Here is a 26,639-nt window from a genome sequence, read left to right on the forward strand (position 1 = left end):
TAAAGTGACAGGAGATTTTAAAAAATCAAACAACCTTGTGGATTCTATGGATTTTGTGGATTCTTAGTGAAAATCTGGAATCTTCGGACAAAAATTGACCCTTTGTTACTTTTCACTAGAGGTCCATTACACCCATATTTAAAGGAATATGTATATCCGCTTTTCTGCCAGTAAGAATTTTAATCGGTCTAAAAGCTGCACCAAGGTTCAACTCAAGAAAACTTCGGTCATCGGTCTTCCGTCTCGATTCGCAAAGGAAATTTGGCTACTGGCAAGATTGCTGACAATCCTATAAAGGGATTTCAAGATCATTTCCTATTACAGAAATTACCTCTTGATAGGTCATTTTGGCCCGATTCGCAGCTGTTTTTTCCCCTAGCTTTTTCAGACGTTTTCATTGCAATAGAATTGGGAAAATAAAAAGTCATGAATCTGATATTCCGAATTCCGCTGTTTGATTTTGACATCAATGATCCAATTCAAACTGAGTACAATTGGCCAAGAGTCCTTGATGCTATCGAAACTAGCAGCCCTGATCTTTTCAACTCCATAGATAACAGGCCATACTTATCCCTACCCTTAGCATTACAAATCAAAGTAAGAAAGTACCTGATCCGAGGAAGATATAGAGCTACTCCATTTGGTAAATTGGCTGGGACCGGACTGGCTTCCTGGTCAGACCGGACTCAGGGACCTCCCTTCCTTAATCCAGTATTTCACAATAGTCTGCCATCTGACATTCAAAAATTGAACGGAAAACTAGCTGATCAAATTTTTCTACCAATGCCTGGATTGACATCCAGATTTGGCTATCATCAGGCGCTCACCTTTGATATCCACCTTTCCAAATGGTGCCAAACAAAAATTGAAAGCAATCATTTTCTTGATGCTTTTCTGTCAATTGCATATCACAATATATCCATGGACAGTCATGGGAATAAATTGGATCCAGAGAAAACCAGCCTGGATGAAGAGGAATTGGAAGAACTCGTCTCAACCGGTTTTGTATATCCAAGTCATCAATACATTCCTTCTTATACCAAAAGCATCAATTCTGAAGTTCAGGCCCCAATGTGTATATCAAATCAGGTCAAAGCAATTTTAGATAGTTTTGTTGCTGAATCCGGGGACTTGTTTGTTAAATCTAAAAATCTCTACCTCAAAGACTTTACCTCATGGTTTTTCGAAAAGTACGAAGATCGGCAAATTCGTCTTTCCTCACTCCTATCTGACTCTGACTTTTTGGAGAACCAAATGACCTTTGGGAAAAATAAAAATCTCTCAAAGCCTCTTTTACAAAACCATTATCCTGAATCATTGGATTTAAAAAAACACTATCCATCAAAACCGATTTGCAAGGACATTTATGACATACAACTCGTATTTAGGATAGGTCCAGATGGGAAACCTATTATTGAAAACATGGTCTGCAATCGCCCTTTTGCTTACTTGGGCCGATTTAATCAATATCCTGATTTTCAAGAATACGGAAATAGTCTTAAGGAAAGTATCTACTCTTCCGAAGAGTTGATTTTTGCACAATTGGATCTTTTTGAATCTCCTAAAGCACAAGCCATCTGCCATGTCTCCGACATGTTTGACTGGAAAATAAATCCTTTTCCAATAATTTCGGAAAATCAGATCGGCTTTGAGGATATTTGGGTAGGCGTAGAAGAGGATAGAGTTTATCTTCTGCATAACCATAGCCAAAAGGAAATTATCCCAATAGTGCTTCATCCCCTCCACGGAGATCAGATCTCCCATCCCATTATGAAACTTTTATGGAATATTGCACTAAAAAACCCTTACAAGTTTATAGCCTTTACTACAAATGAGGAAATGTCAGAAACAAACTCCGAACTTACATGGGGAGATTTGATCCTTTTGCCTAAATCCAGTAAACTCCAAAGCTCCTCGTTTAAAACAAAGGATTCTTTGCTCAACTTTCTAAGTCAGAAAGAAATCCCACCTCTGTTTTTGGCAGGAACCGAAGATAGAGAATTGCTAATCAAAAAGGAAAATCCAATCGATCAGGAAATTCTTTGGCAAGAACTCAAAAGATCTGGAGATTTGACTTTAAATGAAGCTCCTTGGGTTGACTCTGAATTGATTTCCAATTCTCAGGGGATTCCCCTCTTCCCTCAGTTCATTTATAGACAAAGTCAAAAAATAATCCATCAACCAATTCTTACTCCTTTTAACCCCATTTATTTTTCAGACCAAAACTGGATTTACTTGGTTTTAAAAACCCCTTATTCTGACCTTTTGGAGACACTTGAATACTTGCGGGATTTTTTCCATGACAAGGGGTATATATATAAATTGAAATGGTACTATCTGGTTTACCAAAAATCCGGTGTTCATGAAATCCGCTTGAGAATCTATACTCCAAAGAAAGTAGCAGAATTTATGCTAGCTCTTGCAAGCCATCTTGATCTGGAGCAAATTTCCTGGACTAAAACATTCTATTATCCTGAAACTGAAAAATACGGCTATGAGGATTACAAAAAATCCCAAAAGCTGTTCTGTATGGAAAGCAAGTTTTTATTTGGATTTCACGAAGAGTCCAAATTCAACCTTCTGCTACCCGACCAGCAAAAACTATACTTTCTCTCAGGTTTTTGGATTTGGATAATTTACTGCTTAGGAGGTGCTGATGTATATTTTGAGTATTTCAAGTCCTTGTGTAAATCACACAATAGTGAATTGAAAAGTGAGTTTAAATCTAGGTTTAGCTATATGACTAGCTATCAATCCTTTGGTTTTAATGGGCGAAAATATCTTGAAATTCTACGAAGTCATCCTTATATCTGGAACAGCTACTCCAAAGATTTCTTAATCAATCATATGCATATGATGGTAAATCGATTTTTCCCTTTAGATGCACGGGTATTTGAGCTTGAACTATGGTATCGGTTATACCGAGAATTAGGAAAAAGGAGATATGGTCCAAATGGGGAGAAGTACCTTTCAAATAAAGATTGGCTTACCAAAATGATTCATCCAAATCAACCTTTTACACCTCCATTTCGACCTGAAACTTGAGGAAGTAGTCACGTTGATTTAAATAGAAAAACCATTTTCAATCTGCTTAAAAAAATCTTTCTTGTAGGATCTACTAATTCGCGCAGTTATTCCATTTTTCATCTCACATTCATACGCCTTTACTTTATGGAGGTATATTGCATTTACAGCATATGATTTATGAACTCTTAGCATAGTCATACTATTCATCTGTTCAAGTGTGGTGTCCAGCGTTTGTTTTGCTTCCACCATTTCGCCTCCTATTAAATGGATTTTAGTGAACTTAGCATTTTGCTCCAGTACACACACCTCAGATGCTTGAATAACTACTTTTTCAAAAGTCTTATTATTCCCAATCACAATTATACTTTCTTGGGACATCCTTTTATTTCTATTAAACTTTACAGACATTTCTCTGGCATATTCCAGCGCATCAGTCAAGTCTGTCGGTGATGACGGTTTTTCCAGAAAGCTTAAGGCTTTGATTTTATACCCTTCCAGCGCTAAATCCCCATGAGCTGAACAAATGATAATAGGGATTTGTAGTCCTTGAATTCTTTTGGCTAGTTCCAAACCACCTAGTTTGGGCATGATTAAATCAAGGATCAGAATATCTAATGGGTTATTTAATATCCATTGGAGCGCTTCTAAGGGCTGTGTGCTGGCATAAGCCACCTCATACCCTTCGTTACGTGAAATCTGATCAGTCAAGTAATCTAGTTGATGCTGTTCGTCATCAATGAGTCCGATTTTGAGTAATGGTTGAGTTTCCATAGCAAACAGTCATTTCCAGTGAATAGTGAAGATCTTTTTCTTCAATTTTCATCTCAAAGTTCTTCCCGAATTGGGATTTCATGATATTTTTTAAAGCGTTTAGTCCAAACCCATGCCCTCTTTCAATTTTACTAGTATCGATTTGATTAGATACTTTAAAAAAAAGTGTATTCACTCCTGAGATATCTGCAATCAAGTGAATACAAACTACTGCAGGACTATCTACGTCAGAATAAACACCGTAGAAAAACAAATTCTCTATTACAGTCAGGAGACACAGCTTTGGAAATGGCAAGCTTTTGGCCAATTCCCGGGGCACATTACATTGAAAATCCACTGCCATTGACCGAAACCTTTTAGACTGACACCTGAAAAAGGTAGCAACTGCCGAAACCTCATCCTCCAGAGAATTGGGCAAATCATAATCTTTGAAAGAATAGCGGATAAGTTTGATCAAATCTCCATAGATATCCCAAAAATCGGGGATGACCTGAGTTGCTTTGTGTATTGAAATGGTCAGCATATTGAGAAAAAAATGAGGACTCATTTTCATCGCTCTTCTTTCCAACTCCAATGTTTCCATTTCGAACTTCAGCTCAAGATTTTGTTTTTGAATTTCCATATCCTGAGTCATTTTCCAATATAATCCTGTTATAAACAGGTACTGAAAGAGTCTTAGAAATTCGTAGACTATAAATCTGACCGAAATATCTCCTAAAGCATTATAGCCGGCAGTGATCGCATATTTCAAAATGATAAACACTACCCCCGATCCAGTCAGAATAATCATGGCCAGAATCCTCTTTCTCTGTTTAAAAAATAAGGGCAATACTAAACCTATATACATCGCCATCATGAAAAAACCTCCTAACCAATGAAAAAGAGGTATGCTATAATCCTCAACAGATAATTGCAGCAGTAGAAGAGTGATTATCAGATCCAGTAAAAAATAAACTGTCCAGAAAATACCCAAGAATAAAATGGGAAAATTCCAAACCAGCTTGAAAAAGCTGAAGTTACCCGCTTTTGTACCGAATTTTCCTCCAGCCCTACCAATTTTACCGGTTTCTTTTTCAGGAAAACTGATGATTGTAGTTTTCATCCGAACCAAAATAAAAGCATATGAAAAACACAAATGCGTATCAGCAATTCAAGAAAGCCTTGAAAAATACGCGAATCAATCCTTTGGGAGCAAAGAATTCTGGAAAAACAAGGTCCGTCACAGCCAGTTTTTTTCGGGAATGCCTTACAACCATTACTAGGATTTAAAACTTCCAGACAGGGATAGCATCCCATTTTAAAATCAGAATGGCAGAAGCCATTTACACTCTTTGTAGGCAGAAACCGGATCGTCATTCCGGTGGGAAACCCCCAGTTTAGGATCGGAAATTAACCGGTCCTTTTTTTCTGGATTCCCTTTTGAACTGACTGAATCAATTCTGAGACTGGGATACCATGATAATCGGCAAATTCCTGAAATGTCAGCAATTTGGATTTAGATTTGCCGATTTGCTTCCTCACCTCATTCAATGCATTATATGCAAACGACCTGCTCCTTCCCGTAAAAATCATGATATCCTGGGCATAAATCACCATTCTACCTTTTAAATCCATTTGTCAGGAAAATTTCACAAAAGGCAAGCTAAATCCTTGCAATGCTTGCCCACCATATACGCAGCTTTTCGAAAAACTTAAAATAAATAATTCTGTTAAGTTAACATAAGTTAAGTAACTAACAAGGAATTACTTATAAAAAATAAGGGGGTAAGTATTTATTAGTAAACAATACAAAATGGACGACCAACTGATTATAATAAAAGTCTCTGATTTCCTTGATAAGGCAACCAAACTACCTCAGTTATTGTAATTCTTCCTTCACCAATCTTACCCTTATCTAAGCTGTTTTTACCTATTTGAATGCTGTTTTTACCCTTTCCTTTCAGGCTTTGTGAAACAGACAGAATTTTATCCCGATATGAGCAGTAAGAATATGAAGGGGAATTTGAATTTTATCTATTGGCCATCAGGTGTTTTAACTTTTGTATGGGGCTACACTGGCTTAGAAAAACTGATTCAGTTCAGAGATAGCCGTAGGGCATTCCTGAATCAACCTATGCCAAATGAATTGGAGGAAATATTGGCATTCGCTATTCCTGGAGTAGAGTTGCTACTCGCCCTGCTCTTACTCTTTTCAGCAAGCAGATGGTGGGGATACCTAGGCAGTATTCTTTTGCTAGCGATATTCATCACTTATGTGGGACTGATCTGGGTGGGAGCTTTTCCCAGAGTGCCTTGTAGCTGTGCGGGGGTTTTGGAGAGTCTGAGTTGGGCGGAGCATTTCTATTTCAACTTACTATTGATAGGAATTGCTGTATTGGGATTGCGGCTGGAAGAATGTGGAAGCGGCGGTGCAGATTGGGAATAATCATCAAAAATATCACACCAATGACTTTGAATTCTGTGTCGCTAACACCAGCGCCTATCTGAATTTCAAATCAAATGTTCCCTTCACGGATTATTTTGGGAAGACTTATACTTTACACAATCCCCGAAATTTTTCGATACAAGCATCGTCTCCTGCCATGTGGATTTGCTATTCCGAAATTCCAATTAAAAGGAATGAATTCGTACAACACCTTTCATATGAACTGAAGCTTGATTGTATGAATAGCTTATACTCACAGGGACATTTACGAGCCTCAAATTGGACATATCACATTATATACGAATGAGTTAGGGCTTCCCCGAAAGATGATAAGAAAATTGGAGCAGTGCGTTGCTACACTGCTCCACAGCCCTTCAAAGGCAAGGATTGGGCTGCAAAAAAGACTAGAAAGAGTCTCATTTCTCTTAATAGCCTGGGGTAAGAGACAGGCTAGTGCCCAATGAGCCTCTGAAAGGGAGATGCCGAAAACCCTTAACCGAGTAGGCAAACAACCGAAACGGTTTGTCCCTTTTTGATTCGTTAAAAAAGGGTCAAAAACAATGAATAAATTATCAAAACTACTTCCAGCACTGGCTTTGGTGTTGGGAGCAACCTTAGCTATGGCAATGAATTTTGCCAATCCCATGGCCAATCAGTTGTATGCTGAAGATCCAGAAAACCCCGGTGAATTCATCAATGTGACCACCTGGCAGCCAGGTGTAGATTATGATTGCGATTCCTCAGGGGATTGCCTATATGACGCTCCAAATGGCACGGTTGTGCAATCAGGCACTTTCATTGATCTGAGATGAAAGGTTGGGGAGGCTAGTCCTCCCCTTTCCCAACTGTTCACCAATGCTTTGTTCTAGGCGATTTACCCTTTGAAATTCATCCCTAATCCTTCCTATCTGTTTGAGAAATGGGATTTAATGCTAATTCGTTTTCCGGGATGGGAAGCACGTACTTTTTAGACGTGGGATTCAATGTCACCGTCTCTCCGTTGATCTGCCGAACTAGGACCCGTTGAAAATCAGGATCTTTATTTAAACGTCTGAGATCTATCCAATTGATTCCTCTATACACCAGACTCTTCCTTTTCTCCTCCAAAATCCATTCTAAGAGTTCCTGTCCGGCACCAAACTCTTGAGAGACAAAATGCCCGGCAGCATATCGAGTTTCAAGCAGCTGATTCATTAGAGAACTTGCATCTCCAATTTGATTTCTCCTGGCAAGGCATTCTGCTTTTATATAGTAAATCTCATCCAATGCCAAACCTCCAAACCGAGAAAAATTGCCTGAATATTGTCCCTTAAATGTATATCCGCCATTTGGTCGAAGATCGGTAAACAATGGTTTTCTCAAATCCCCGTCTTGGTAGCTTTCAATGATATATGGATTTATCCAAACCTGAACGTTTGAAACGCTGGCATATCCGTGGGAAATCAATACGGAATGAAAAATCACTTCCTCATTGTACTTGACAAAGGGATAATTTAAATCTGAATTCAAGCTTTCATAATTGAGCAATGAGACTTCCGGCCGGCTGATCACCCAATCTGCAGCTGCTTCAGCCAAGTCGTATTCCCCAATAGTGAGCAATACCCTTGACTGAAGTGCTCTTACAGCCAATTGAGTGGGACGGGTTTTGATATTCTCAAAAGTTGGCAGGAATTCAAATGCCTGATCCAAATCTTTCAATATTGCTTCATAGTAGGTTTGAAGGGCTACCCTGGGAGATCTCTCCAGAATTTCTGAATTCATCCGTAACGGTATCCCCAAATCCTGATCATTAACCCCCTTCTCATAGTGAGGTGAAAAGACTTGTGCAAGCATAAAGTGTGCATGAGCTCTATGAAAAAAAGCCTCGGCCTTCATTTTGGATAATTCTTCGCTTTCAGGCAGTTTTTCTGCTTGTTCCAAGACTACATTGGCGATAAAAATTATGCGGTAAATTCTGGACCAATCTGCGCCGCTGTTAGCTGGCCAAATGTTTTCCCTCCATAGATAGGCATTTTGCTCTTCCTCCGTCCTAAGTGAAGCATATCCGTCATCGGTCATAATCAGATCATCTGATGACAATAACCCGAATGAGGGCACCAGATTGAGCTCGCTGTCATTGTCCAACAAAGACCTGATGTCCTGTTCGGAGGTTGGGATCAGAATTTCTTTGTTGGGTCGCTCGTCCAGAAATCCCGAACAGCCCCAAATCAGGACAATGGTCATCATCCATAGCTTATTTTTTAGATTTATAATCATGCTTAATTCTTTTAAATAGAAGATGTTGTTCGATACTTACAGATTAGAAACTACCTCTTAGCCCAAGAGAAAAGGATCGCATAGGATTCAGGTTTCTGAATTCCGGATCCAGCGGATCAGAGGATGCTTTCCAAAGGATTCCCAGGTTATTGATATAGGAATAGATTTCCAGATTGTCTAAAACCTTCGTCTTCACAAAGGAATTTTGAAAACGGTAACTTAAACTGATATCCTGAAAACGAATATGGTCTCCTTTTTCTACCAATGCTTCGGAATAACGGTACAGATTGTCTCTGTTGAGATTTGGGTTGCCCGGGACTGAAGGTACATTTGTAGATAACTCATCTCCCGGATTTTGCCATCTCAGCGCATAGTCAGCATGACCCGGGTTTCCCCTCAGCAAGGAGTTGTAGAGTACAGAATTGCGTCGATAATAGTAACCCAATTTGTAGGTAATATTAAAAGACAGGCTAACTCCTTTCCATCCAAGTGTATTTCGAATAGAACCAAATACAGTCGGTCTGGCCGAGCCATGAAAAACCAAGTCATCTATTCCGGATTCCCGAATAATAGAAGTAAAGTCTTCCGAGGGACTACCATCCAAGATACCCTGAGGGTTCCCATTATCCGGATTGAGTCCTGCCCATGGATAACTGAACATCGAATACAAGGGGTATCCTTCTACTGGATACACTCTACCAAACCCAGCTGCACCATTGGAAAGCACAGTGGAAATCGGCTCCTCCAATAAGTATTGGCTCACCGTTTCATTGTTTGTACTGAAAAGCAATTGGGTATCCCAAGTCAATGAACTCACAATGTTTCTTGAATTCAATACGATATCCCATCCTTTCCCCTTTGTATTGGCTGAATTGCCACGAAAAGAATCTAATCCACTGGAAGGGGGAAGCTGAGTGTCTGCAATCAGATCCTGTCCATTTTTTACATAGTATTCTACTGATCCGGATATTCTGGAATTTTTGGTTTCAAAATCCAAACCGAAGTTGACAATCCTGATGCGTTCCCAGCGCAGATCTGGATATGGCGGATTCAGGATTCTTGCATAGGGAAGACCAGGATTAAATCCAAAAGCTGAACTGGTTAAAAACAAAGCAGTAGTCTCACCCGTGAGTGTTTTATCTATATTCCCATTATAGCCATAGGAAGACCGTATTTTCAGGTATGGAAGCTGGGTCCGTCGGAAAAAACTCATTTCACTAATGGTCCATCCCAACCCTATGGAATAAAGCGGCACTGACCTTTGATTGGCACGAACACCAAACAGATTGGATTGGTCTTTTCTGGCACTTATAGTCAAATCGACTTTATTGTCATAGGTATATCCAGCATTTCCATAATAGGAGATGAATCGATCCGTCAAATCTGACAACCCTGATCCAACAGGTATCACCTGTGATATAGACGGGTTGTAAAAGTAAGGATAGGTGTTGATGTTGTCCACGGGGATACTGCTGGCCAGCTGGGGATTGTACCCATAGTACCTGGCAGAATAGCCATTCAACTGGTAATACTTGGCTTCAAAACCACCTAGCGCATTGATCTGATGTTTTCCAAAAGAACCGGCATAGCGGACTAGGCCTCTAAACTGATGGCTTTCCCCTTCATTTGACATTCTATCCAAGATTGCCCCGAGTGGAACAGGATATACCAAAGAGCCGTCGTTTCTGATCTGGCTGTAGGTATTGATCAGATTTCTGGTAAAATAACTTTCTTGACTATTGAAGCCTTCGGTAGTCTGGTTGTTTGACCAGTATTGGTAACTGAGCTCTGCAGTGATTCCTTTTACAGGTTGGATGATGAGTGCACTTGTCCACCGAAATTCACTCGAGGTATTGGTATTGATTGTCTGCCCTATATTCCCGAGGGGAGAATACTCCCAGTTTAACAAACCCTGCTCCCTGGCTTCCTGTACAAAGCTCATTCTGAAATCCCTTACCACTGTGAGGGGATTCCCCTCCTCATCTGCCAGACGGGCATAGGGATAGGTTTCCGTCAAACCAGAGAAGTTCAATCCAGCCACTCCCTGATTTCTGACTATCGATTGGTTTCTGATCAGGGCAATCTGATTGGAAAAGGTCACCCGGTCCTTCCAAAGCTTGAATTCCTGATTGCCCTTAAAAGTAATTCGGTACCTATCGTTTGCCTGGACATTTTCCCGGGTTTGATCATAGCCCAATGAAACCCCAAAGCGCTGCCTTCGATCTCCGCCGGAAACCTGTAGTGCATATTGCTGATCTAGCTGGGGTCGATAGAGGTAGCGATTGATGTCGTTTCTCAGATCCTGTGAACGGAGAAGTGCCAATTGTCGGTCTGCCTCATCCTGGGTCAGTTCCCCATTGTGAAGTGCATGAAATATCTCCACGCCAGGGGTAATGGCATCTTTATTTTGGGAATTGATTGCTGAATTGTAAAAGTTACGTGAGTACAGCAAATGCTCGACTTCCAAAAAATCTGAAGGACTCATATTCTGGGCATAAAAGGCATCTGGTTTTTCATACAGGTTCACATTGGCATTGAAAGAAACCCGTAGTGGCTGTTCGTATGTTCCATTTTTGGTGGTGATGACGATTACGCCATTGCCGGCACGGGCGCCCCAAATTGAAGCTGCTGCGGCATCTCTGAGTATGGTGATTTGTTCTACATCATTGGGATTGATATTTTCCAAAGGCCCGTCATAAGGGAAATTATCCACCACAATCAGAGGTTGGGAGTTCGCAAAAAAAGTACTCTTTCCCCGAATGGATATCCTATCATCATTTCCTGCACGGGGGTTTACCAAAAGTCCTGATGTAACATGGTTGAGCCTGGAAATAATATCTGAGCTCACACTACGATTGATCAGTTCCTCATCGATGCCGACAAAGGACCCTGTTACTCTTTCCTTAGGTAATTCCTGATAGCCTGTGGCAAGTACATCAATTCCTTGAAGCTGTAAGTCGGAGGCAAGCAAGTTGACAACAAGGAACTCATCACTCGGAACGGATAAAGCAATGCTCTCTTCTTCAAAACCAATAAAACTGAACATCAATCGGTACTGACCCGGTGAAAGGGAAAGAGAAAACTCTCCTTTTTCATCAGAAATAGTTAGAGTTTGCTTTCCTTCAACTCGAATAGTGGCTCCCGGTAGCGGCTCATTGGACTCTTTGTCAAAAACGACACCCCGAATGAGCTCCTGGGCAAATACGGATCCATGAAGTATCAAAAGCAATCCTGCCAGCCAAATAAATAAAATCCTTTTCATAAAGTGGATTGGGGTTTGGGTTGAGAATTATTCAAATAGTATTGCAATAGCGGAATCAGCTCTTCAGATAAAAAAGGAACCTGAGAGGCTTGAATGATTCTTCCATCTCCATCCAGCAAGATTCTGTTTGGAAATGAACTGATGCCATATTGAATAAGAAAGGGATGTTTGCGGTTAAGTGAACCTGTGTAAAGGTTGACAAACTCTTCCTGTGTATATTTTCCAGACTCTAGACCCGATATCCAAAGTTCTTTGGTAAAATCGGCAGAAACTGTCACTACTTGGACGCGGGGATCCTGAGCAAATTCTTCTTTGATTTTAGTCAGGGTGTTTTCGTTAAATGCCAAGCAAGCCTTGCATCCCGAAATCCAAAATTCAAGAAGTATTATCTTCCCTTTTGCAATTTCCTCAAAGGTTTTTAGCTCCCCCTGTTTATCCAGGAACTCAAATCCTGAGATAAGCTGTCCGTCTCCTTTCAGTCTTAGCAGATATTCCAACCAGCTCTTATATCGGGAATCCCGAAGTGTCTCCAGCTGTGAACTTAAGTATGCTGTAGCGTTGGGGACCCTATTGAAATTGTCATAAAAAAGACGGACGAGCATTTTGTCATTCCAATAATGATCCTCTATCGGATAATGGGTATATCGATCTGTGCCGGCTATTCCTGCCTCCAATCTGGACTGGGCATCCAACAAGTCCATCATTTCAGCAGAATAGGGACTTATCCCCTTGCTTATAATGGGTTGTATGGCATCTATTTTATTTCTGGATAAATGGATCACCTTACTTAGGAATTCTTGGTCTTTCCCCTCCCTTCTTGCATACAATAGGTTGCTATTGATGCTCAGCAGGTATTTTCTCCACTCTCTTAGTTCTACTTCATTTCTGAAAAATTCTAAAAGTGAGTCTGATAATTGATTTCGATAGGAATGAATCAAGTCCCAGGATCGGTGCATGAGCCCGTTTTGACTATACAGATCCTTTTCCTCCAATTCTATTAAATCTTGAATACTTCGCGCTTTGATTTCCAACAGGGGGCCTGCCGCTGCTTTGGCCTCCTCAAACTGAGCGGCGTAAGTAGAATCGCTAAGTACCTGATCCGGATTTTGGGTCCAGAGGACAGGCCTAGTCTGAACTTGGGCTTCTTCCTCTAACCGATGTAGATCCTGCTGAAGTCGGAATTTGGCTGCTGATGGTCCCGAGAATACCAAAGAATTGGATTCTAGATTCAAGAATAGCTGAACAGTATCTCCAGAATCAATCCGAAACCGCTTGATGAAGGGAACAGACTCGCCCAGTGAGAGAGAGATCCATTGTGGTTCATTTTCAGGTTGGAGGTTGTACTGAAAGGAGCGCGACTTCGGATAGGCTCCTTCCATGATGTTGCCCAATTTCAGTGGAATGTAGAGCAGGTTGGCTCCCGGGGCTTTAGGAGAGTCAAAGAAATACTCAGGATAAACTTGAAGCCTGACTTGATTTCGATCACCATACTCGGAAATTCTTCCCCAAATAACAGCCTGACTATCCCTCTTCTCCTGCCCTTGGGAAATAGAGTCATCAACTAAACTAATATTCGTATCTAGACCCAAAACATAAGACCCAAGACTTTGGGTTGTTGGTTTCTGAGGATCAGATTCTCGATCCGAATTGATAGGAATACCGGAGACTGAGACAGAGGCGGATTGGAAACTAGAGTGCTCCAACCCTATCCTCATGTCTTGGTCGCTATCAATTAAACTAAATCCCTTTTGAGACGGAAGACCGGAGACCCGCCACGGCGGGCAGGCAGAGGACCCGCCACAGCGGGCAGGCAGAAGAATAGGTCCGCCGTCGATTTCTTGTGAGGTGACGCTTAGGAAAGTATCGGAGCGGGAATCCCCGCCCCGATGGGGCATAGACCTATGAAGAAGTAAATCCGCCCCGGGTGGATCAGCAACTTGTGCTATGAGTGTGCTTATGGGAAGGCATAGGTATCCCATTAAGCAAATGAGCAGTAATTTTTTCATGCTTTGAAATGCCCTGTAAGCATCGGAAAAGGACAATCCAATCCCATTAAGCCACCAGGGGCTTTTTAAATTATGTAAGAAATGTGTGGTGTAATGGCGCGTTAGACTCCTCTGCAGCGGGTCTTTACCATCATTCCGATATTATCGGGATTCGTCACTCCCTGATTCGTAGGATCGTCCTGCTGGAGTGTACAAGGTCCTGGCAGAAGCAATCAGGGAGAAAAAGTGCTTAGTTTTAAATAGGGTTCTTGGGCTTCAATGGAAACAATAAATCCATAGAGCCCGCTTCCTGCTGCGCAGGCAAACATATGATTAAATGTGTCGGAAGTGCTAGCCTCCGTTTCCCATTGCTGGGGCCTGAGAAGATGCCCGAGCCTCGAATAAAATAGGAGGCTGCACTTCCAATGTCGAAAATCAATTTGACCATCATCCTGAATTTTTAGGCTTCTCAGACCGGCAACGAGGATGATAAGTAACCAAATATATAAAAAAGATCAGTAATGTCAACATTTATGTTGACCTATTTTAAATCTTCTTTAGTGAGTTTCAAATCATGGAAGAAGTAGATCTGAATGGGTTTCGAATAGCATTAGGTGAGAAAATAAAACTTAGGAGAGAAGAGCTTGGTTTAAGCCAGGCAGCACTTGGTATTAGATTAGGGAGTAAGGACAAACAAGTAATAAGTAGATACGAAACTGAAGGAGCTAATCCTACAGCTTACAATTTGGTACAACTTGCAAAATCTTTAGAATTATCTGTTCAGGAATTACTTGATTACGAAAAGAAAGTCAAATAACTAAGTGATTTAATCGATTAAGTTCATTTAAGCATAAATCTTCTATTAGAGATTGCATCTTTCTTACTACTTCTAGCATCTCAATTGTTTCTGACTCTGTAATCTGATAATCGAGTTTATATCTTGCATCAATATATCCCTTTTTTAAATTTTTAAAGGTTTGAGACTCAAAATGCTCATCAGTTTCTGAAAAAAACAAATTATAGAGATCAGTACTTAAATACTTTGAGTATTCACGCAAATTTTGAAGATTATGGGATTTAGGCTTGTATCCAGTGAAAACAAGTAAAATAGCAGCATAAAAATGCTCTACAGCCTGATGTAGATAAAAATTACAAACTCTATAACTTTTTCTTTCTAAGGCACTTGGTGCATCAAATAAGAAGTCATTCCCCATTGTAAACCAAATATTGAAGTATCCCTGAGCTCTATCTTTTAATTGTAAGGGAGTCAGTTCATCAGGCTCAACAAATTGGACATTACCAGATTCGAAGAGCAAGATACCTTCTTCAATAATCTGTTTGAAAAAATACTGACCAAATGAAAGCCCTTCATTTATGTAGTCGATACTGTGAACCAATGCACTTACAATCCCCATTACTGAGGTATTAGCCTTATTCTCAATTTTACTTTTCAGCTCATACTCCTTCACTGAGTTGTCATTTGTGACAACCAGAAAATCGAAATCGCTTCGGTAAACGAACGTTACACCATTTTCCACAGTAATGTCATCCACCCATTTCCCTTTAGCATAGCTGCCAAAAAGTATAACTTTCTCCGGGTTTGCAATCTCCAAGATAATTTCCAAAGCTTTGGCAATTTCAACCTGCTTCTTCTGCGGCAAATGGGAAAGTTTTTTGCTTAAATCCATACTTTGAAAGTAAGGAAATTGCACTTAATAGTCTAGGAGATTCAGCCATTATGATTAAATTAGGTGAACCATTTTTTAGAACTTATGAGAAAGTATATCCTGCTATTTTTATTGATTCTGCTCTTCACTTCCCTTTTTGCCCAAGAGCGTCATGGTCCCTACAAAATCCACAAGTTTGTAGATGGGGATACTTTTTGGGTGAAGATGGAAAATGGAAAAGCTGAGAAGATCCGATTAATCGGTGTGGATACTCCCGAAGTGAAATGGGAAGGGCTGACAGATGAGCAGCCAGGAGGAAAGGAAGCTTCGGAATATGTGAAAAACCTACTGAAAGGAAAAAAAGTGCTTCTGGAATATGATGTGCAGAAATATGATCGCTACGGTCGGACTCTTGCTTATGTGTATCTGGAAGACAGTACTTTTCTAAATGCCCACCTTCTGGAAATGGGACTGGCAAGAATGGCCACCTATCCCCCGAATGTGAGGTATGTGGAGGTTTTTAGGGAGATGCAGGTAGGCCAACAGAGGTAGGTGCATGCCTCGTGCAACTATGATTTCAAATAATGTTACAAGGCGTTTAGTTCTTAATTGATTGATTACAATAAGGGTGCGTAAGTTGACAATTATCAGGATTACCAGTTCCGTCTTCTCTTTGTCTAATGACATGGTCATAAGAAATTGATTTTTCAGGATCTAGATAACCTTTACAGATTGGACACTTTATTGCTGACTCAAGTGCCCGATCTAAAAATGTTTTGCTTTTGGTTTCATCATTAAATGCGGGTTCGGTACTCACAAAATCACCAACAACTATTTTTCCCTCTAATTCAGTTATTTCAACAATTTTCGAATCCGTTATTTCTTCTCCTTGACTGATGTGCTTAACAAGTTCGTCGATTAGTTTTGCATACATCGCATTTCTTTTTCTTGATAAATGTTTTTGCAAAATAGTAGCAACCAAATCTTTTCTGGAAACAAGAATTCTCTCTAATGTCTCCCTGGCACTGGTGAATTTGGTGAAAAATCCAGAATCATTATTAACCAATTTTTGAGCAATAAGTGTTGCCATTCCAAGAAACATAGCTCTTGAATGTCTTCCTGAAGGGCCGTAAAAATAAACAGCTGGATGAAGTCCTAGACTACCACCATCATTTCCAGAAATTCGACTTATTAATTTTAGTGACTTTTTAAGGGAAAAAATGGTTTGTTCTCCAGTAAGATCATCATCTTGGTCAGAGACCAATTTAGGAAGACCCTGCTGATTACGGTTCGAAATAAGCATCAAATCTATTAAAATTTGGATTGCATCTCTTATTCCTTTAGACCCACCTAGGGGTAAATCAAGAGTCTTAATTGGCCTCTTTAACTCTGGCTCAAATAGTATTTTATGAAATTTTTTGGAGTAGTCCACAATTTTGGTCTTGTTTTGATCTTCGAAGAATGACCAGTACTTATGACCAGTTCCTGCTCTTATAACGGCCCTTGCCGAAATCGGAATTGGCTTATTCCTATTTTTTAGGAGTAGTTCTTCAATAGGATCCAAAGGAGTTCCTTGAGTATTAATCTTAAAGAAAGAATGTTCTGCCTTATCAGCATCACCCTTAACCCATTGAACTTGTATTCCTCTAGAAATTATTCTACTAATTCTTTTTCGTTCGCTAGCTTCTAAATCTTGTTGTTCATTTTGTTGCTCTAAACGTTTGTAGCTCCCAATGTGTCTATCTACTAGTTTTCTTGTTTTTTCAGCAATTCTTTGCTGTTCAGGAGAAATGACTCTTCCGAAATATTCATAGGAAAGCGGTCCATCACCATAATCATCCTCAATCCAAGCTTTAATTGCACTTAGCCTATGTCCGCCATCTATAACGAAAAGAAACGTGGGAGATTTCCAAAGAATTACTGCAGGAATGAGATCGCCTGAAACAAAGCTCTCTAATAATGATACAACTTGACTGGGTGTCCAATGATTAGTCTCCCTCTGAAAATCAGGCTTTCTAAGATTTGGTCCTATTAAAGCTCCTCGGGATAAATCTCTTAAAGATAATTTATCGAAACTGTCAAAGTGTTCCTCTTCTTCGGTTATACCAAAGTCTTCTCTTTTTATAAGAGCATCAAGGTTAACTAAGTTTGATTTTGCCATTTTCAATTATGCATTATAGCTGTCTCGTGTATGTGTGGTACCGGATTTCTAGGCACTTCTCTTACCGTATAGCTGTTATTTGCTCTTATTGTAACTAACTTCATATCAGTACTTTACACTGCATTAAGTGAAGGCATTGTTAAGGCATCGTGTTTTATTCTTTTTTCAATTCTTCAATCATCCATTCTAGTCGATTCCTTGCAGAACTAATACAATCCAAATAGCTCATATAACTAATGTCGGATTGAACAGACTTTATTGATTTGTCAATTTTACCGCCCATTAGAATTATATCTATTAGTTGATTTCCAAAATATTCGCCTAATTCGTCTCTGTATTTCTGAGCCTGACTTTCTGTTTCTCTTGTCAATGTAAACCTTGGTCTTTTAAACTCAATTAGTAATAAACGTCTGCTTGTGGTTCGTCCTAGAAATAAGTCTGGTCGCTTTTTAGAGTTCTTCCCTTTGTATTTCTTGTCAAGCATATTTTTAATTGCTGTTTTTAAGTTGGTGTCAGAAAACAGCACTGAGTAATCGTCTCCAAGAACCCACGTACTTTTTTCAAGGGCAGTATGAATGTCCTTTTCAAGTGTTTTAGGGTTATGAATGAGCAATGTTAATTCGTCTAAATATCTCAGTCGATTAATTGCTTGACTGGTTACAATACTCATTTCTAAAAGGCCAAATTCAGAAAGAGCGTCTGCAAACTTTTCAATGTCTTGATTTTGAGCCTCTTGAATATTTAAAACGATATCCCAATAGTGGTCTTTCTCCATTGCAGAAACCATAACTGAAATAACTGTATTTATGCGGTCTTCAGTTTCTCCATAGAACTTTTCAAGTGTTTTGTACAATGCTTTTTTGGCAAATGGCTGCTTAAACTCTGGTAGTTTGGCTAGTTCCTTATTTATCTTTCTTTGATACCTAGCTCTTGCCATTTTCATGTCTGTAGCAAAAACTTCGTCCACAGACATTTTAACGTTTGTGGTAGTGTCGTCAAGAATGGTTTTGTAAAGTTTACTATTCTCAATAATGGCTCCATGGTCAGCTGTAACATCGTCTTCCAAGTCATCACAAATTATTTCGCCATAAACTCTATTCTTGAGTTTCTTAGGAATTAAGTCATCATCTTTTAAAAGATTTTGAGGACGACCAATTATCTTGTTATTAACTCGAGTTACAATTCCTGCTTGCTTTATTGGTTTTGGTGTTATCGTATATATTAGAGTCGCTTCTTTTCCTTCGTGGATAATTTTCTTTTCATAGGTTTTTCCTGCCAAGTCTTCAACTCCAAGTTTCTCGTTGTTTATGAAAAGTTCAAAGTCATGCTCTCGTCCATAATCCCACATTAGAATTTGGCCGAGCCTATTTGAACTTGGAAAATCCAAGTTTTGATTTAGCCCAAAAAGAGTAATAGTAGTGCCATGTTTTTCTTTGTCGCATGATTCTGTCTCGATAGGTAAAGGCACTTTTTCAAGGTCATAATTTCCTTTGGCGAGTTCAGATTTGTTGATTTTAAGGATTGTCTTTACTCCATTAGAGAAAGTCTCAATTTGCATTATTTCAGCAACCATAAGCCCTGAGAATTTACCAATTCCCTTTCTGCCTTTTACTTTTCTTTTTTTCTTGAAGGTTGTGTCTCCTTTTCTACTTGTTCGACTATTAGCAACGTTCAGATATTCAGATCGGACTTCATTTTCTTTCATTCCTGAACCATTGTCTGAAACGATGATTTTTGGGTCTGGTGTTAATTCTTGAGGTAGGAATATTTCAACTTTTTCAGAGTCCGCATCATATGCATTATCAATAAGTTCTTTAATAGCATCTTCGGTCGAACGATACGTTTCACCTAGTAATTCGGCTAGTTTGGTGTCTACTTTGAAGTATGCTTGTTTACGCATCGTATCGGTTTATTATATTTTATAAAATGCTTTAATATTCAATTCTCTTGGAATACTCATAAATAGACCTACAATCAAGTCAACGGTATTCACAATTAGTAAAGAGGTCAATACCATGAGAATTGATGTTTTTACCCATAAACATATCGGTTGAAAGAAAAGGACTATCGAGCTTATCATAATTACGATATAGACGATAAGATTGATTATTGTCCACATAAAATGATATTCTAATTTTCTTTGATTTTGCTCTGTCAAATAATACATCTCAGGTAATATTTTCTCCTGAAACTCACTGAACAAATTCATAATTTCCTTTAGAAAATTATCTTCATCTATTTTACGCCCCATGATTTTCATGAAATCTTCGCGAATAGGGTTAAGTTGAAAGGAAGAAGTGTTACTAAAAGTTAAATTACTTTTGTATTCATCGCAAAAAGCCCAAAAGAACCCGCAATATTCCTGGAAATTCGCAATTTCAGTTAAACTATAATTTTCAAGTTTAAAACTCCTATAGAATTCAAAGTCTGATTGTTCTTCGTTTTCTAACCCACGAAGAGCCATGTATGCTTGTGGTGCCAGCTCTCCTTTCAACTCTTCTGTAATACTGCTATACTTTTCATATTCTAAAGACCGAAATTGTTCAACTGTTAGACTAGTATATTTAGAATCCAATTTACTTTTAGCGGTCGGTGCGAATTCCCAAAATTTATGGTCTCCCTTGATTCTATGAGCAATTCTGCGGAGTGCAGTTACTTTTTTAGAATATTCATCAATCGTAGCTTTTCTTTGAATTCTGTCTTGTCGTTCTGCAAACAACTTTGAAAAGAAAAAGGTCACAAGGATTGCAAGAGTTATTGAAGTGACCGAAACCATTAGGTTTATTAAGCTGTCTGCTTTCTCTTCTGTCAATCGAATGTCTAATAACAACAGAATTAGAAGAATAGTTAAACCAATGTAGATGAGATATTTAAATATGGTCGTTTTCATTTTTTTTCATGTACCCCAACTTGTTTATTTATACGGATTTTCCGTGTTTATTTCTCTGATTTGGATAGCTAAACACGGGTTTATTGGTTTTATATTCTTTATGACACGTCTCCGTCTGGGCGTAGAATCTTCTCAGCAGCCTTCAGTTCAATTTGAGGATGGGTGGGATTTGTAATTCCACCATGACCTCGCTCCTCTCCCAGTATCGCATTCCTTATCGGGACAGGCTCTCTCTTTTAGGAGAGGGCGATCAGCTCTGCTACAGATGGAGATTAAGGATAAGAAATAAGTTGGTCGGGCGTTCCAGGATTGCATGTCCTCGAATCTTCAATTCTTGGCCAAGCTCTCGGGATCTTCGTTTTCAATAACTAAAAGACATCTGCAAGAAAGGGAATTTTGGATATAAAAAAATACCCTGTACAGGGTATTTTTGGACCTCACCCCTCCCTCTCCTTTAGGAGAGGGCGATCGCCTCTGCTAAAAGTGATATGATCTGGTCCCAAATGGATAGCTCCCCTTCACGCTTCTGCTAAATGGAGAATATTTTCCTTCTGAAACGAATCAAATGCCCTCCCTTCAAGGGGAGAGCCGGTCCCGATAGCACAGCGTATCGGGAGTTAGGGTGGGGTAAATCAGACCAGAAATCCTTTAATCATCCTTATAACATCCTCCATATCACCTATCACTTCCTCATTTTTAATTCGTAAAACCCTAATGCCAAATTCCTGGATCACTTGATCTCTGTTAAGGTCATGTTCTTTTTGTTCCAGTCCATCATGCACCCCTCCATCTAGTTCGATAACTAAACTTAATTCGTGGCAATAGAAGTCAGCTATGTATTTGTATATAGGATGTTGACGCCGAAACTTATAACCATCTAGTTGTCTGTTTTGGAGAACTTCCCAAAGTCTTCGCTCAGCAGGTGTAACCTTTTTCCTCATCTCTTTGGTTTTATGAAGTGTAGTTGTTGGGGCTCAGCAGGAATGGTTGGAGTGCTGCTATTATGACAAGAATTAAACTGTCAACTATTTTGACAATATTTCATTGTCAAAACTAGAATTAGATAAGAATCTCCGAAATAATTAAGAACTATGCCACATCTATCCAAACACTTACAACATATAACTGTAAAATAAAATCTAATCAAAAACTAACTTAGACATCGTCTGATGTCAATAAGTGAACTGAGCTTAAACTTTGAAAAGTGGAGATTCTAGACATTCTATATGAACAACAATATTTTATTGATAAAAAATGTATTTTATTATATACATGGTAACAACTATAATTAGAAGTCAAACTTATAAATCACTCGTAATTACTAAGATGACAGCTGAATATTTTAAATATGCTCTATGGAGGTTTGACTAGATAGCCTGTCTTTAGGGATAGTGACTAAAAGCAAAAAACCTAAGCCCACCAGAAAAAACAAACCTAAAGACAAAGCTGAATTTCTCATATTTCCAGTAATCTGCTCAATTACCCCATAGGAAAAAGTCCCCAACACAATGGCCATTTTTTCAGTCACATCATAGAAGGAGAAGTAAGAGGCATGATCGGTAGTAGATTCAGGAATTAATTTGGAATACGTCGATCTTGATAAAGACTGAATGCCTCCCATGACCAAACCTACCACAAATGCCAGAGCAAAAAACTCATAGACAGTATAGACATAATAAGCTGCACCACATATTCCAATCCATACAAAAACCATCAGCACCAAACTGAACTTATTACCAAATCTCTTAGAGAGATACGCAAAGAAATAACTACCAAAAATAGCTACCAATTGGATGATCAAAACAGTAATGATCAATTGATCACCAGGCAGACCCAGCTCTTTGTCTCCGAAAGTGGCAGCCAAATACATGACCGTCTGCACCCCCATAGAGTAGAAGAAAAAGGAAGCCAAAAACCTCCCCATCACTTTGATCTGTCTGATCTCAGCAAAGACCTTCCGGATTTCTTGGTAGCCATAGAAGAGCAGCTTTGTCTCTATTTTTTTATTGTAAGGATTATTGGGAAGTACGCGAAATGGAATCTGCGAAAATCCGGCCCACCACAAGCCTGTGATCAAAAACGAAAGTCTAGCAGCTACCCCGCCATCTGGAATACCAAACAGTTCGGGAATCTGGATCATAAGGAGATTCACTATCAAAAGAATCACGGAGCCGACATAGCCTAAAGCAAAACCTTTTGCGCTAAGTATATCATACTCTTTCTCCTCGGAGATTTCTGGCAAATAGGCGTTGTAGAAAACAATGCTGCCCGCATAGCCAATACTTGCGATGACACTGCATATAATTCCGAATTCCACATTGCTTTCATCAAAGAAAAATAACCCCACGCAGGCTGCAGAGCCTAAGTAGGCAAAGAACTTCATAAAGTCCAGTTTCTTACCACTGGTATCAGCGATCCCAGACAGAAGTGGTGAAATCAAGGCGATCACCAAAAAAGAAAAGGATATAGAGTATGAATACAGTACAGTATTGATAATTTGGAAACCAAAAAAATCAACAACATCATTCCCATTTATCCCTTTAGTCACTGAGTTGTAATAAACAGGAAAGATCGTAGAGGTAATGACAAGGCTATAGACCGAATTGGCCCAATCATACATGGCCCAGGCATTTTGTACCTTCTTTTTATTGGAAAGCTTGATCAGCATATATTCTAGATAAATAAAAAAAAGCTGTCTCTAGATCAGAGACAGCTTTCAATATAAGAATTTAATCAAATGGTTAATTCTGTACTTTACCAGTAGAAGCATACAATACACGTCGTGCATCAGCTTCTCTCAGTTCTGTTTGTACGTCAGAAATCGGTCCCATTTTCACATCTCTATCGACTTTCATGGAGATGGTGATCATTCCACGATCTGCTTCTGGAAGCAAATCTCTTTCTTGGTTGACCCACTGCACGATATCTTCAGCACCCATGAGTGCATCATTTGCCTGAACTCTAGGTTCAGATCCATAAAGTGCTGTGTTCTTCGGCTTACCGATGTAGATATAGGAGATCAAGGTTTTCTTTTGCAATTTCTGAAGCTGGGTAGCTTGAGGAATTTTTTGCTCTACCAAAATATCCTGCTCTCTCAATACAGTAGTCACCATGAAGAAGAACAAAAGCATGAAGATAATATCCGGCAATGCAGACGTAGGAATACTTTCTTCGGTCTTGGTTTTTTTGCTAAACTTTGCCATATCAACTTCCTATTTTATCTGGTTCTGCAATAGAAATCGCCATAGGGATTCCTTCTTTACCACGGTCCATCAATGCCCGCTCAGCATCATCTTGCCCTGTCAGAGCTCGGTATTCGTCCGTACCTAGATTGACACGCTCAGCATAGATGTCGAAATAAGCTTTTTTAGCCAAATCGAATACTTCCAGATATTTGTCATAGCTGGTACCACGGTTAGTCTTGATAGACACTACCGCTTCACCAGGGTGATCGGAAGACTCGGCATCTCTCTTGACCTGAGCCTTCAAAGAAGCAGGTAGAGAGTTGTACAAGGTTGTAGCTTCGTCATTTGGTAATCCGAAGTTCAACACAAACAATTTGATCTCTTCATCCAAACCGTCCGGGTTATCTCTAAACTCACCTTCTACCAACAGCTGATCGTTTGCATTGATCAGAATGTTGAAGATATTACGCTCGTTTTTGTCGATTTCCGGCGGCGGATTGTTTGGATCCAACTTCGGAGGGAGTACGTTTAAGATACCCTTGTCCGAAGCGATCGTAGTGGTCACTAGAAAGAAGATTAGAAGCAGGAAGGCAATGTCTGCCATTGAACCTGCATTAACCTCCTGACTAGGTCTATTTTTCTTTCTTGCCATATTACTTAATAGCTTTGCTTAGTTCAGTAAATACGATACCAACTACAGCTATAACAGCCAGTACATAAGTAGTAATCAACATGCCACCTACAAACTGGGAACCAGCTGGGGTAAGATTGAATGGATCGGCTTCGAATTTAGGAAGTACCTCATTGCTAGAAATGCTGTATGCAATGAAGAACAATACTGCGATGCCGATAACACCAACTACAGTTTTTAGTAGAGACTTTGGATTATCAAGAGACTTGATAAGTGGCATGACCACTGCGAAGATCGCACCCAAAACTACTAGAATATAGCCAGCGTATAGGAATATATCATAAGTATCCATAGTATGTCTTCTTTGGGGTTAAAACTAATTTGAAATTCAACAAACAGCTGGTTCTTATTTACCAGTCAATTTGTGCTTCACAAGGATATCTACCAATGTGATAGAAGCATCCTCCATGTCGTTTACCAAAGAATCGATTTTAGCTACGCAATAGTTGTAGAACAACTGTAGGATAATCGCAACGATCAAACCAGCTACAGTAGTCAAAAGGGCGATTTTGATACCACCTGCTACTAGGGATGGAGAGATGTCACCAGCTGCTTCGATAGAGTCGAATGCACCGATCATACCGATTACAGTACCCATGAAACCCAACATCGGAGCTAGGGAGATAAATAGGGAGATCCATACTAGACCTTTTTCCAATCTACCCATTTCTACAGAACCGTAGGCGATGATAGACTTCTCTACCATTTCGATACCCTCAGAGTATCTCATAAGACCTTGAGTAAAGATAGAAGCAACAGGACCTTTGGTTCCTTTTGTTACATCTTTAGCAGCTTCGATACCGCCAGATGCCAATGCATCTTCTACTTTGATCAATAGTTTTTTAGTGTTTGTAGTAGAAAGATTCAATGTTACGATTCTTTCCAAAGCTACTGCTAGACCCAAGATCAAACAGATCAATACTGGGGTCATAAACACTGGATCACCTTCGATAAATTTTTCTTTTACCACTTGGTGAAAGCTTTGCTCCTCAGCGACGATCTCATCGTCAACGATCGTAGGAGATGGTGCAGCAGGCTCTGCTACAGGGGTTGTTTCTTCTTGTGCTGCAGTGTCAGACTCTGCTTCTTGAGCGTTTGCGAAAACAGGTGTGAATAGAATACCTGCAAGCATGAACAAAGCGATTAACTTTCTCATAATGTGATTTTTAAATAGACTTTTGATAAAGGTTAAATGGTTTCTACACTAAAATCGAGTTTTAAAGTTATCATTTTTTAGATTCAAAAAACAATGGACTCTTTTAGATTTTCCCCAAAAATTCCCCGTTTAAAGCTCGATTTAAGTAATTTTTACATGAACGGGGATATTTCTTTTTACCTAGAGAAGAACCTTTTGTTCTAAAACTCGTCGAAATGTTCGCAATTTTAACCAAAAGAAAAAACAATTCTCAAAAAGTTTTGCAAAGCTTTTAAGAAATCAATGGAATCTTTGGTTTCATGGGATTTTTAAAGAGAAATCAAGGTGATTTCCCTGAGCAGTCCCCCCAAGAAAATTCAGATTGCCCTCTTTCCGTTCTCTTCTGATTAAGTCTTAAACATTACTTTGAATACTCTATTTTTTCTCAAAGCAGGGTGAAATTCTAAAGGAAACTGCATGTAGAGTGAATCTAGTACTCAATCTTCCCTTATTTACAAATTGCAAGCTATTTTCCCAATTCGAACTCCTCTCCTACTTCCATTTTTTTCAAAAATGACTTGACAAAATCCACCTCAGCTGAGAAATCATTCTTTTCAGTTTTCTTGGAATCCTCAATTTCCAATTTCTGTAAGATAATTCCCGGATTTTCCTTTTTGATATTTTCCAGCAAAATCCGAGTGGAAGATCGAAGAAAATGATTGGAAAATCGTCTGCTGGCTGACTCAGTCTTTGCCATCTGATCTATCAGCAGCGCTTTGGAAAACTTTGAATCCAATAAGGGAAGTATGGCTTTCGAAAAGTGGAAACTGGGAATAAATCCTTCTTGAAATACTTGATTCACATCTTCTGTCAGCAAATCTTCCAGACTTAGATCGGCAAATCTCTGGTTGAAATTGACCAATAAAGTCTGTATCGGATAGCAATTGTCAAGCAGAAAACTCTGGAAATTCTGCGCATCTTCCATTTCGGTAAAATCACAGGCAAAGAAATGGACTTTGTGAAGCTCTTCGGGAGTTAATTGCCCTACAAAGAGTACTTCGTCGTGCTTCTGCCTGATCGGCAGCACTACATCATAGTTCTCCGACAATAGATATTTGAGCAGAACTATATCTAATTCTTTTGGGTGTAATGTGGCATAGATAGCCACCAGGTCGCTATTCACA

General features: G+C 39.4%; 21 protein-coding genes and 1 pseudogene. 5 read left to right on the forward strand and 17 right to left on the reverse strand.

Translation table 11 applies throughout. From position 1 onward, the window contains the following. The first annotated feature begins 426 nt into the window (after positions 1 to 426). Positions 427 to 3,045, forward strand: a complete 2,619-nt coding sequence (locus G460_RS0108695; RefSeq protein ID WP_026954987.1) for a lantibiotic dehydratase — start codon at positions 427 to 429, stop codon at positions 3,043 to 3,045. Between the two features lie 18 nt (positions 3,046 to 3,063). On the opposite strand, the gene G460_RS0108700 is transcribed toward G460_RS0108695, so the two are convergent. From G460_RS0108700 to G460_RS21680, 3 genes are all read right to left on the reverse strand, one after another. Then, positions 3,064 to 3,798, reverse strand: a complete 735-nt coding sequence (locus G460_RS0108700) for a LytR/AlgR family response regulator transcription factor (protein ID WP_026954988.1) — start codon at positions 3,796 to 3,798, stop codon at positions 3,064 to 3,066. Then, entirely contained in the window at positions 3,761 to 4,900 is a 1,140-nt protein-coding gene (locus G460_RS0108705) for a sensor histidine kinase (protein ID WP_026954989.1), read from the reverse strand. Before G460_RS0108705 ends, G460_RS0108700 begins: the two co-directional genes overlap by 38 nt. A gap of 287 nt (positions 4,901 to 5,187) precedes the next feature. Beyond that, positions 5,188 to 5,412 carry a hypothetical protein gene (locus G460_RS21680; RefSeq protein WP_035464140.1) on the reverse strand — a complete coding sequence of 75 codons (225 nt, stop codon included), beginning with the start codon at positions 5,410 to 5,412 and terminating at the stop codon, positions 5,188 to 5,190. Between the two features lie 361 nt (positions 5,413 to 5,773). Between G460_RS21680 and G460_RS21685 the strand changes: the two genes are divergently transcribed. Together G460_RS21685 and G460_RS0108725 are read left to right on the forward strand one after the other, a co-directional pair. Further along, positions 5,774 to 6,223 (forward strand): MauE/DoxX family redox-associated membrane protein, encoded by a 450-nt coding sequence (locus G460_RS21685; protein WP_084421224.1) that lies wholly within the window; start codon positions 5,774 to 5,776, stop codon positions 6,221 to 6,223. Positions 6,224 to 6,783: 560 nt separating this feature from the next. After that, entirely contained in the window at positions 6,784 to 7,035 is a 252-nt protein-coding gene (locus tag G460_RS0108725) for a hypothetical protein (protein WP_026954990.1), read from the forward strand. An 82-nt stretch (positions 7,036 to 7,117) separates the two neighbouring features. Here the strand turns inward: G460_RS0108725 and G460_RS0108730 are convergent, their stop codons facing one another. From G460_RS0108730 to G460_RS0108740, 3 genes are all read right to left on the reverse strand, one after another. Next, positions 7,118 to 8,449: a RagB/SusD family nutrient uptake outer membrane protein gene (locus tag G460_RS0108730; protein ID WP_169817505.1), complete on the reverse strand. Its 1,332-nt coding sequence runs from the start codon at positions 8,447 to 8,449 to the stop codon at positions 7,118 to 7,120. A 73-nt stretch (positions 8,450 to 8,522) separates the two neighbouring features. Then, the gene (locus G460_RS21690; RefSeq protein WP_051315982.1) at positions 8,523 to 11,741 is read right to left on the reverse strand and encodes a SusC/RagA family TonB-linked outer membrane protein; all 3,219 of its coding nucleotides are present in this window, start codon (positions 11,739 to 11,741) and stop codon (positions 8,523 to 8,525) included. Beyond that, the gene (locus tag G460_RS0108740; protein WP_084421216.1) at positions 11,738 to 13,747 is read right to left on the reverse strand and encodes a TlpA family protein disulfide reductase; all 2,010 of its coding nucleotides are present in this window, start codon (positions 13,745 to 13,747) and stop codon (positions 11,738 to 11,740) included. Before G460_RS0108740 ends, G460_RS21690 begins: the two co-directional genes overlap by 4 nt. Before the next feature lie 553 nt (positions 13,748 to 14,300). Here G460_RS0108740 and G460_RS21695 point away from each other — a divergent pair. Next, on the forward strand, positions 14,301 to 14,543 hold the full coding sequence (locus tag G460_RS21695; RefSeq protein WP_051315983.1) for a helix-turn-helix domain-containing protein: 243 nt from the start codon (positions 14,301 to 14,303) through the stop codon (positions 14,541 to 14,543). Here G460_RS21695 and G460_RS0108750 read toward each other — a convergent pair. After that, positions 14,536 to 15,414: a HEPN domain-containing protein gene (locus tag G460_RS0108750; protein WP_026954993.1), complete on the reverse strand. Its 879-nt coding sequence runs from the start codon at positions 15,412 to 15,414 to the stop codon at positions 14,536 to 14,538. The two genes, G460_RS21695 and G460_RS0108750, sit on opposite strands and share 8 nt — an antisense overlap. A gap of 84 nt (positions 15,415 to 15,498) precedes the next feature. On the opposite strand from G460_RS0108750, the gene G460_RS0108755 reads away from it, so the two are divergent. Beyond that, positions 15,499 to 15,945: a thermonuclease family protein gene (locus tag G460_RS0108755; protein WP_026954994.1), complete on the forward strand. Its 447-nt coding sequence runs from the start codon at positions 15,499 to 15,501 to the stop codon at positions 15,943 to 15,945. 46 nt (positions 15,946 to 15,991) lie between these two features. Here the strand turns inward: G460_RS0108755 and G460_RS0108760 are convergent, their stop codons facing one another. From G460_RS0108760 to G460_RS0108810, 10 genes and pseudogenes are all read right to left on the reverse strand, one after another. Beyond that, positions 15,992 to 17,554 carry a GmrSD restriction endonuclease domain-containing protein gene (locus G460_RS0108760; protein WP_026954995.1) on the reverse strand — a complete coding sequence of 521 codons (1,563 nt, stop codon included), beginning with the start codon at positions 17,552 to 17,554 and terminating at the stop codon, positions 15,992 to 15,994. 154 nt (positions 17,555 to 17,708) lie between these two features. Next, on the reverse strand, positions 17,709 to 19,454 hold the full coding sequence (locus tag G460_RS0108765) for an ATP-binding protein (RefSeq protein WP_026954996.1): 1,746 nt from the start codon (positions 19,452 to 19,454) through the stop codon (positions 17,709 to 17,711). Positions 19,455 to 19,466: 12 nt separating this feature from the next. After that, positions 19,467 to 20,444 (reverse strand): hypothetical protein, encoded by a 978-nt coding sequence (locus G460_RS0108770; RefSeq protein ID WP_026954997.1) that lies wholly within the window; start codon positions 20,442 to 20,444, stop codon positions 19,467 to 19,469. A gap of 632 nt (positions 20,445 to 21,076) precedes the next feature. Continuing rightward, a pseudogene (locus G460_RS21700) lies at positions 21,077 to 21,388 on the reverse strand (endonuclease domain-containing protein); the annotation flags it as partial. 398 nt (positions 21,389 to 21,786) lie between these two features. Further along, positions 21,787 to 23,112, reverse strand: a complete 1,326-nt coding sequence (locus G460_RS0108785) for an MFS transporter (RefSeq protein WP_026954999.1) — start codon at positions 23,110 to 23,112, stop codon at positions 21,787 to 21,789. A gap of 73 nt (positions 23,113 to 23,185) precedes the next feature. Next, positions 23,186 to 23,647 carry an ExbD/TolR family protein gene (locus tag G460_RS0108790; protein ID WP_026955000.1) on the reverse strand — a complete coding sequence of 154 codons (462 nt, stop codon included), beginning with the start codon at positions 23,645 to 23,647 and terminating at the stop codon, positions 23,186 to 23,188. 1 nt (position 23,648) lies between these two features. Next, entirely contained in the window at positions 23,649 to 24,281 is a 633-nt protein-coding gene (locus tag G460_RS0108795; protein WP_026955001.1) for an ExbD/TolR family protein, read from the reverse strand. Between the two features lies 1 nt (position 24,282). Further along, the gene (locus tag G460_RS0108800; RefSeq protein ID WP_026955002.1) at positions 24,283 to 24,612 is read right to left on the reverse strand and encodes a hypothetical protein; all 330 of its coding nucleotides are present in this window, start codon (positions 24,610 to 24,612) and stop codon (positions 24,283 to 24,285) included. 54 nt (positions 24,613 to 24,666) lie between these two features. Then, positions 24,667 to 25,476 carry a MotA/TolQ/ExbB proton channel family protein gene (locus G460_RS0108805; RefSeq protein ID WP_026955003.1) on the reverse strand — a complete coding sequence of 270 codons (810 nt, stop codon included), beginning with the start codon at positions 25,474 to 25,476 and terminating at the stop codon, positions 24,667 to 24,669. A gap of 505 nt (positions 25,477 to 25,981) precedes the next feature. Continuing rightward, the gene (locus G460_RS0108810) at positions 25,982 to 26,638 is read right to left on the reverse strand and encodes a Rossmann-fold NAD(P)-binding domain-containing protein (RefSeq protein ID WP_026955004.1); all 657 of its coding nucleotides are present in this window, start codon (positions 26,636 to 26,638) and stop codon (positions 25,982 to 25,984) included. Between the last annotated feature and the right edge of the window lies 1 nt (position 26,639).

The organism is Algoriphagus vanfongensis DSM 17529, assembly GCF_000429465.1.
Lineage (GTDB): Bacteria > Bacteroidota > Bacteroidia > Cytophagales > Cyclobacteriaceae > Algoriphagus > Algoriphagus vanfongensis.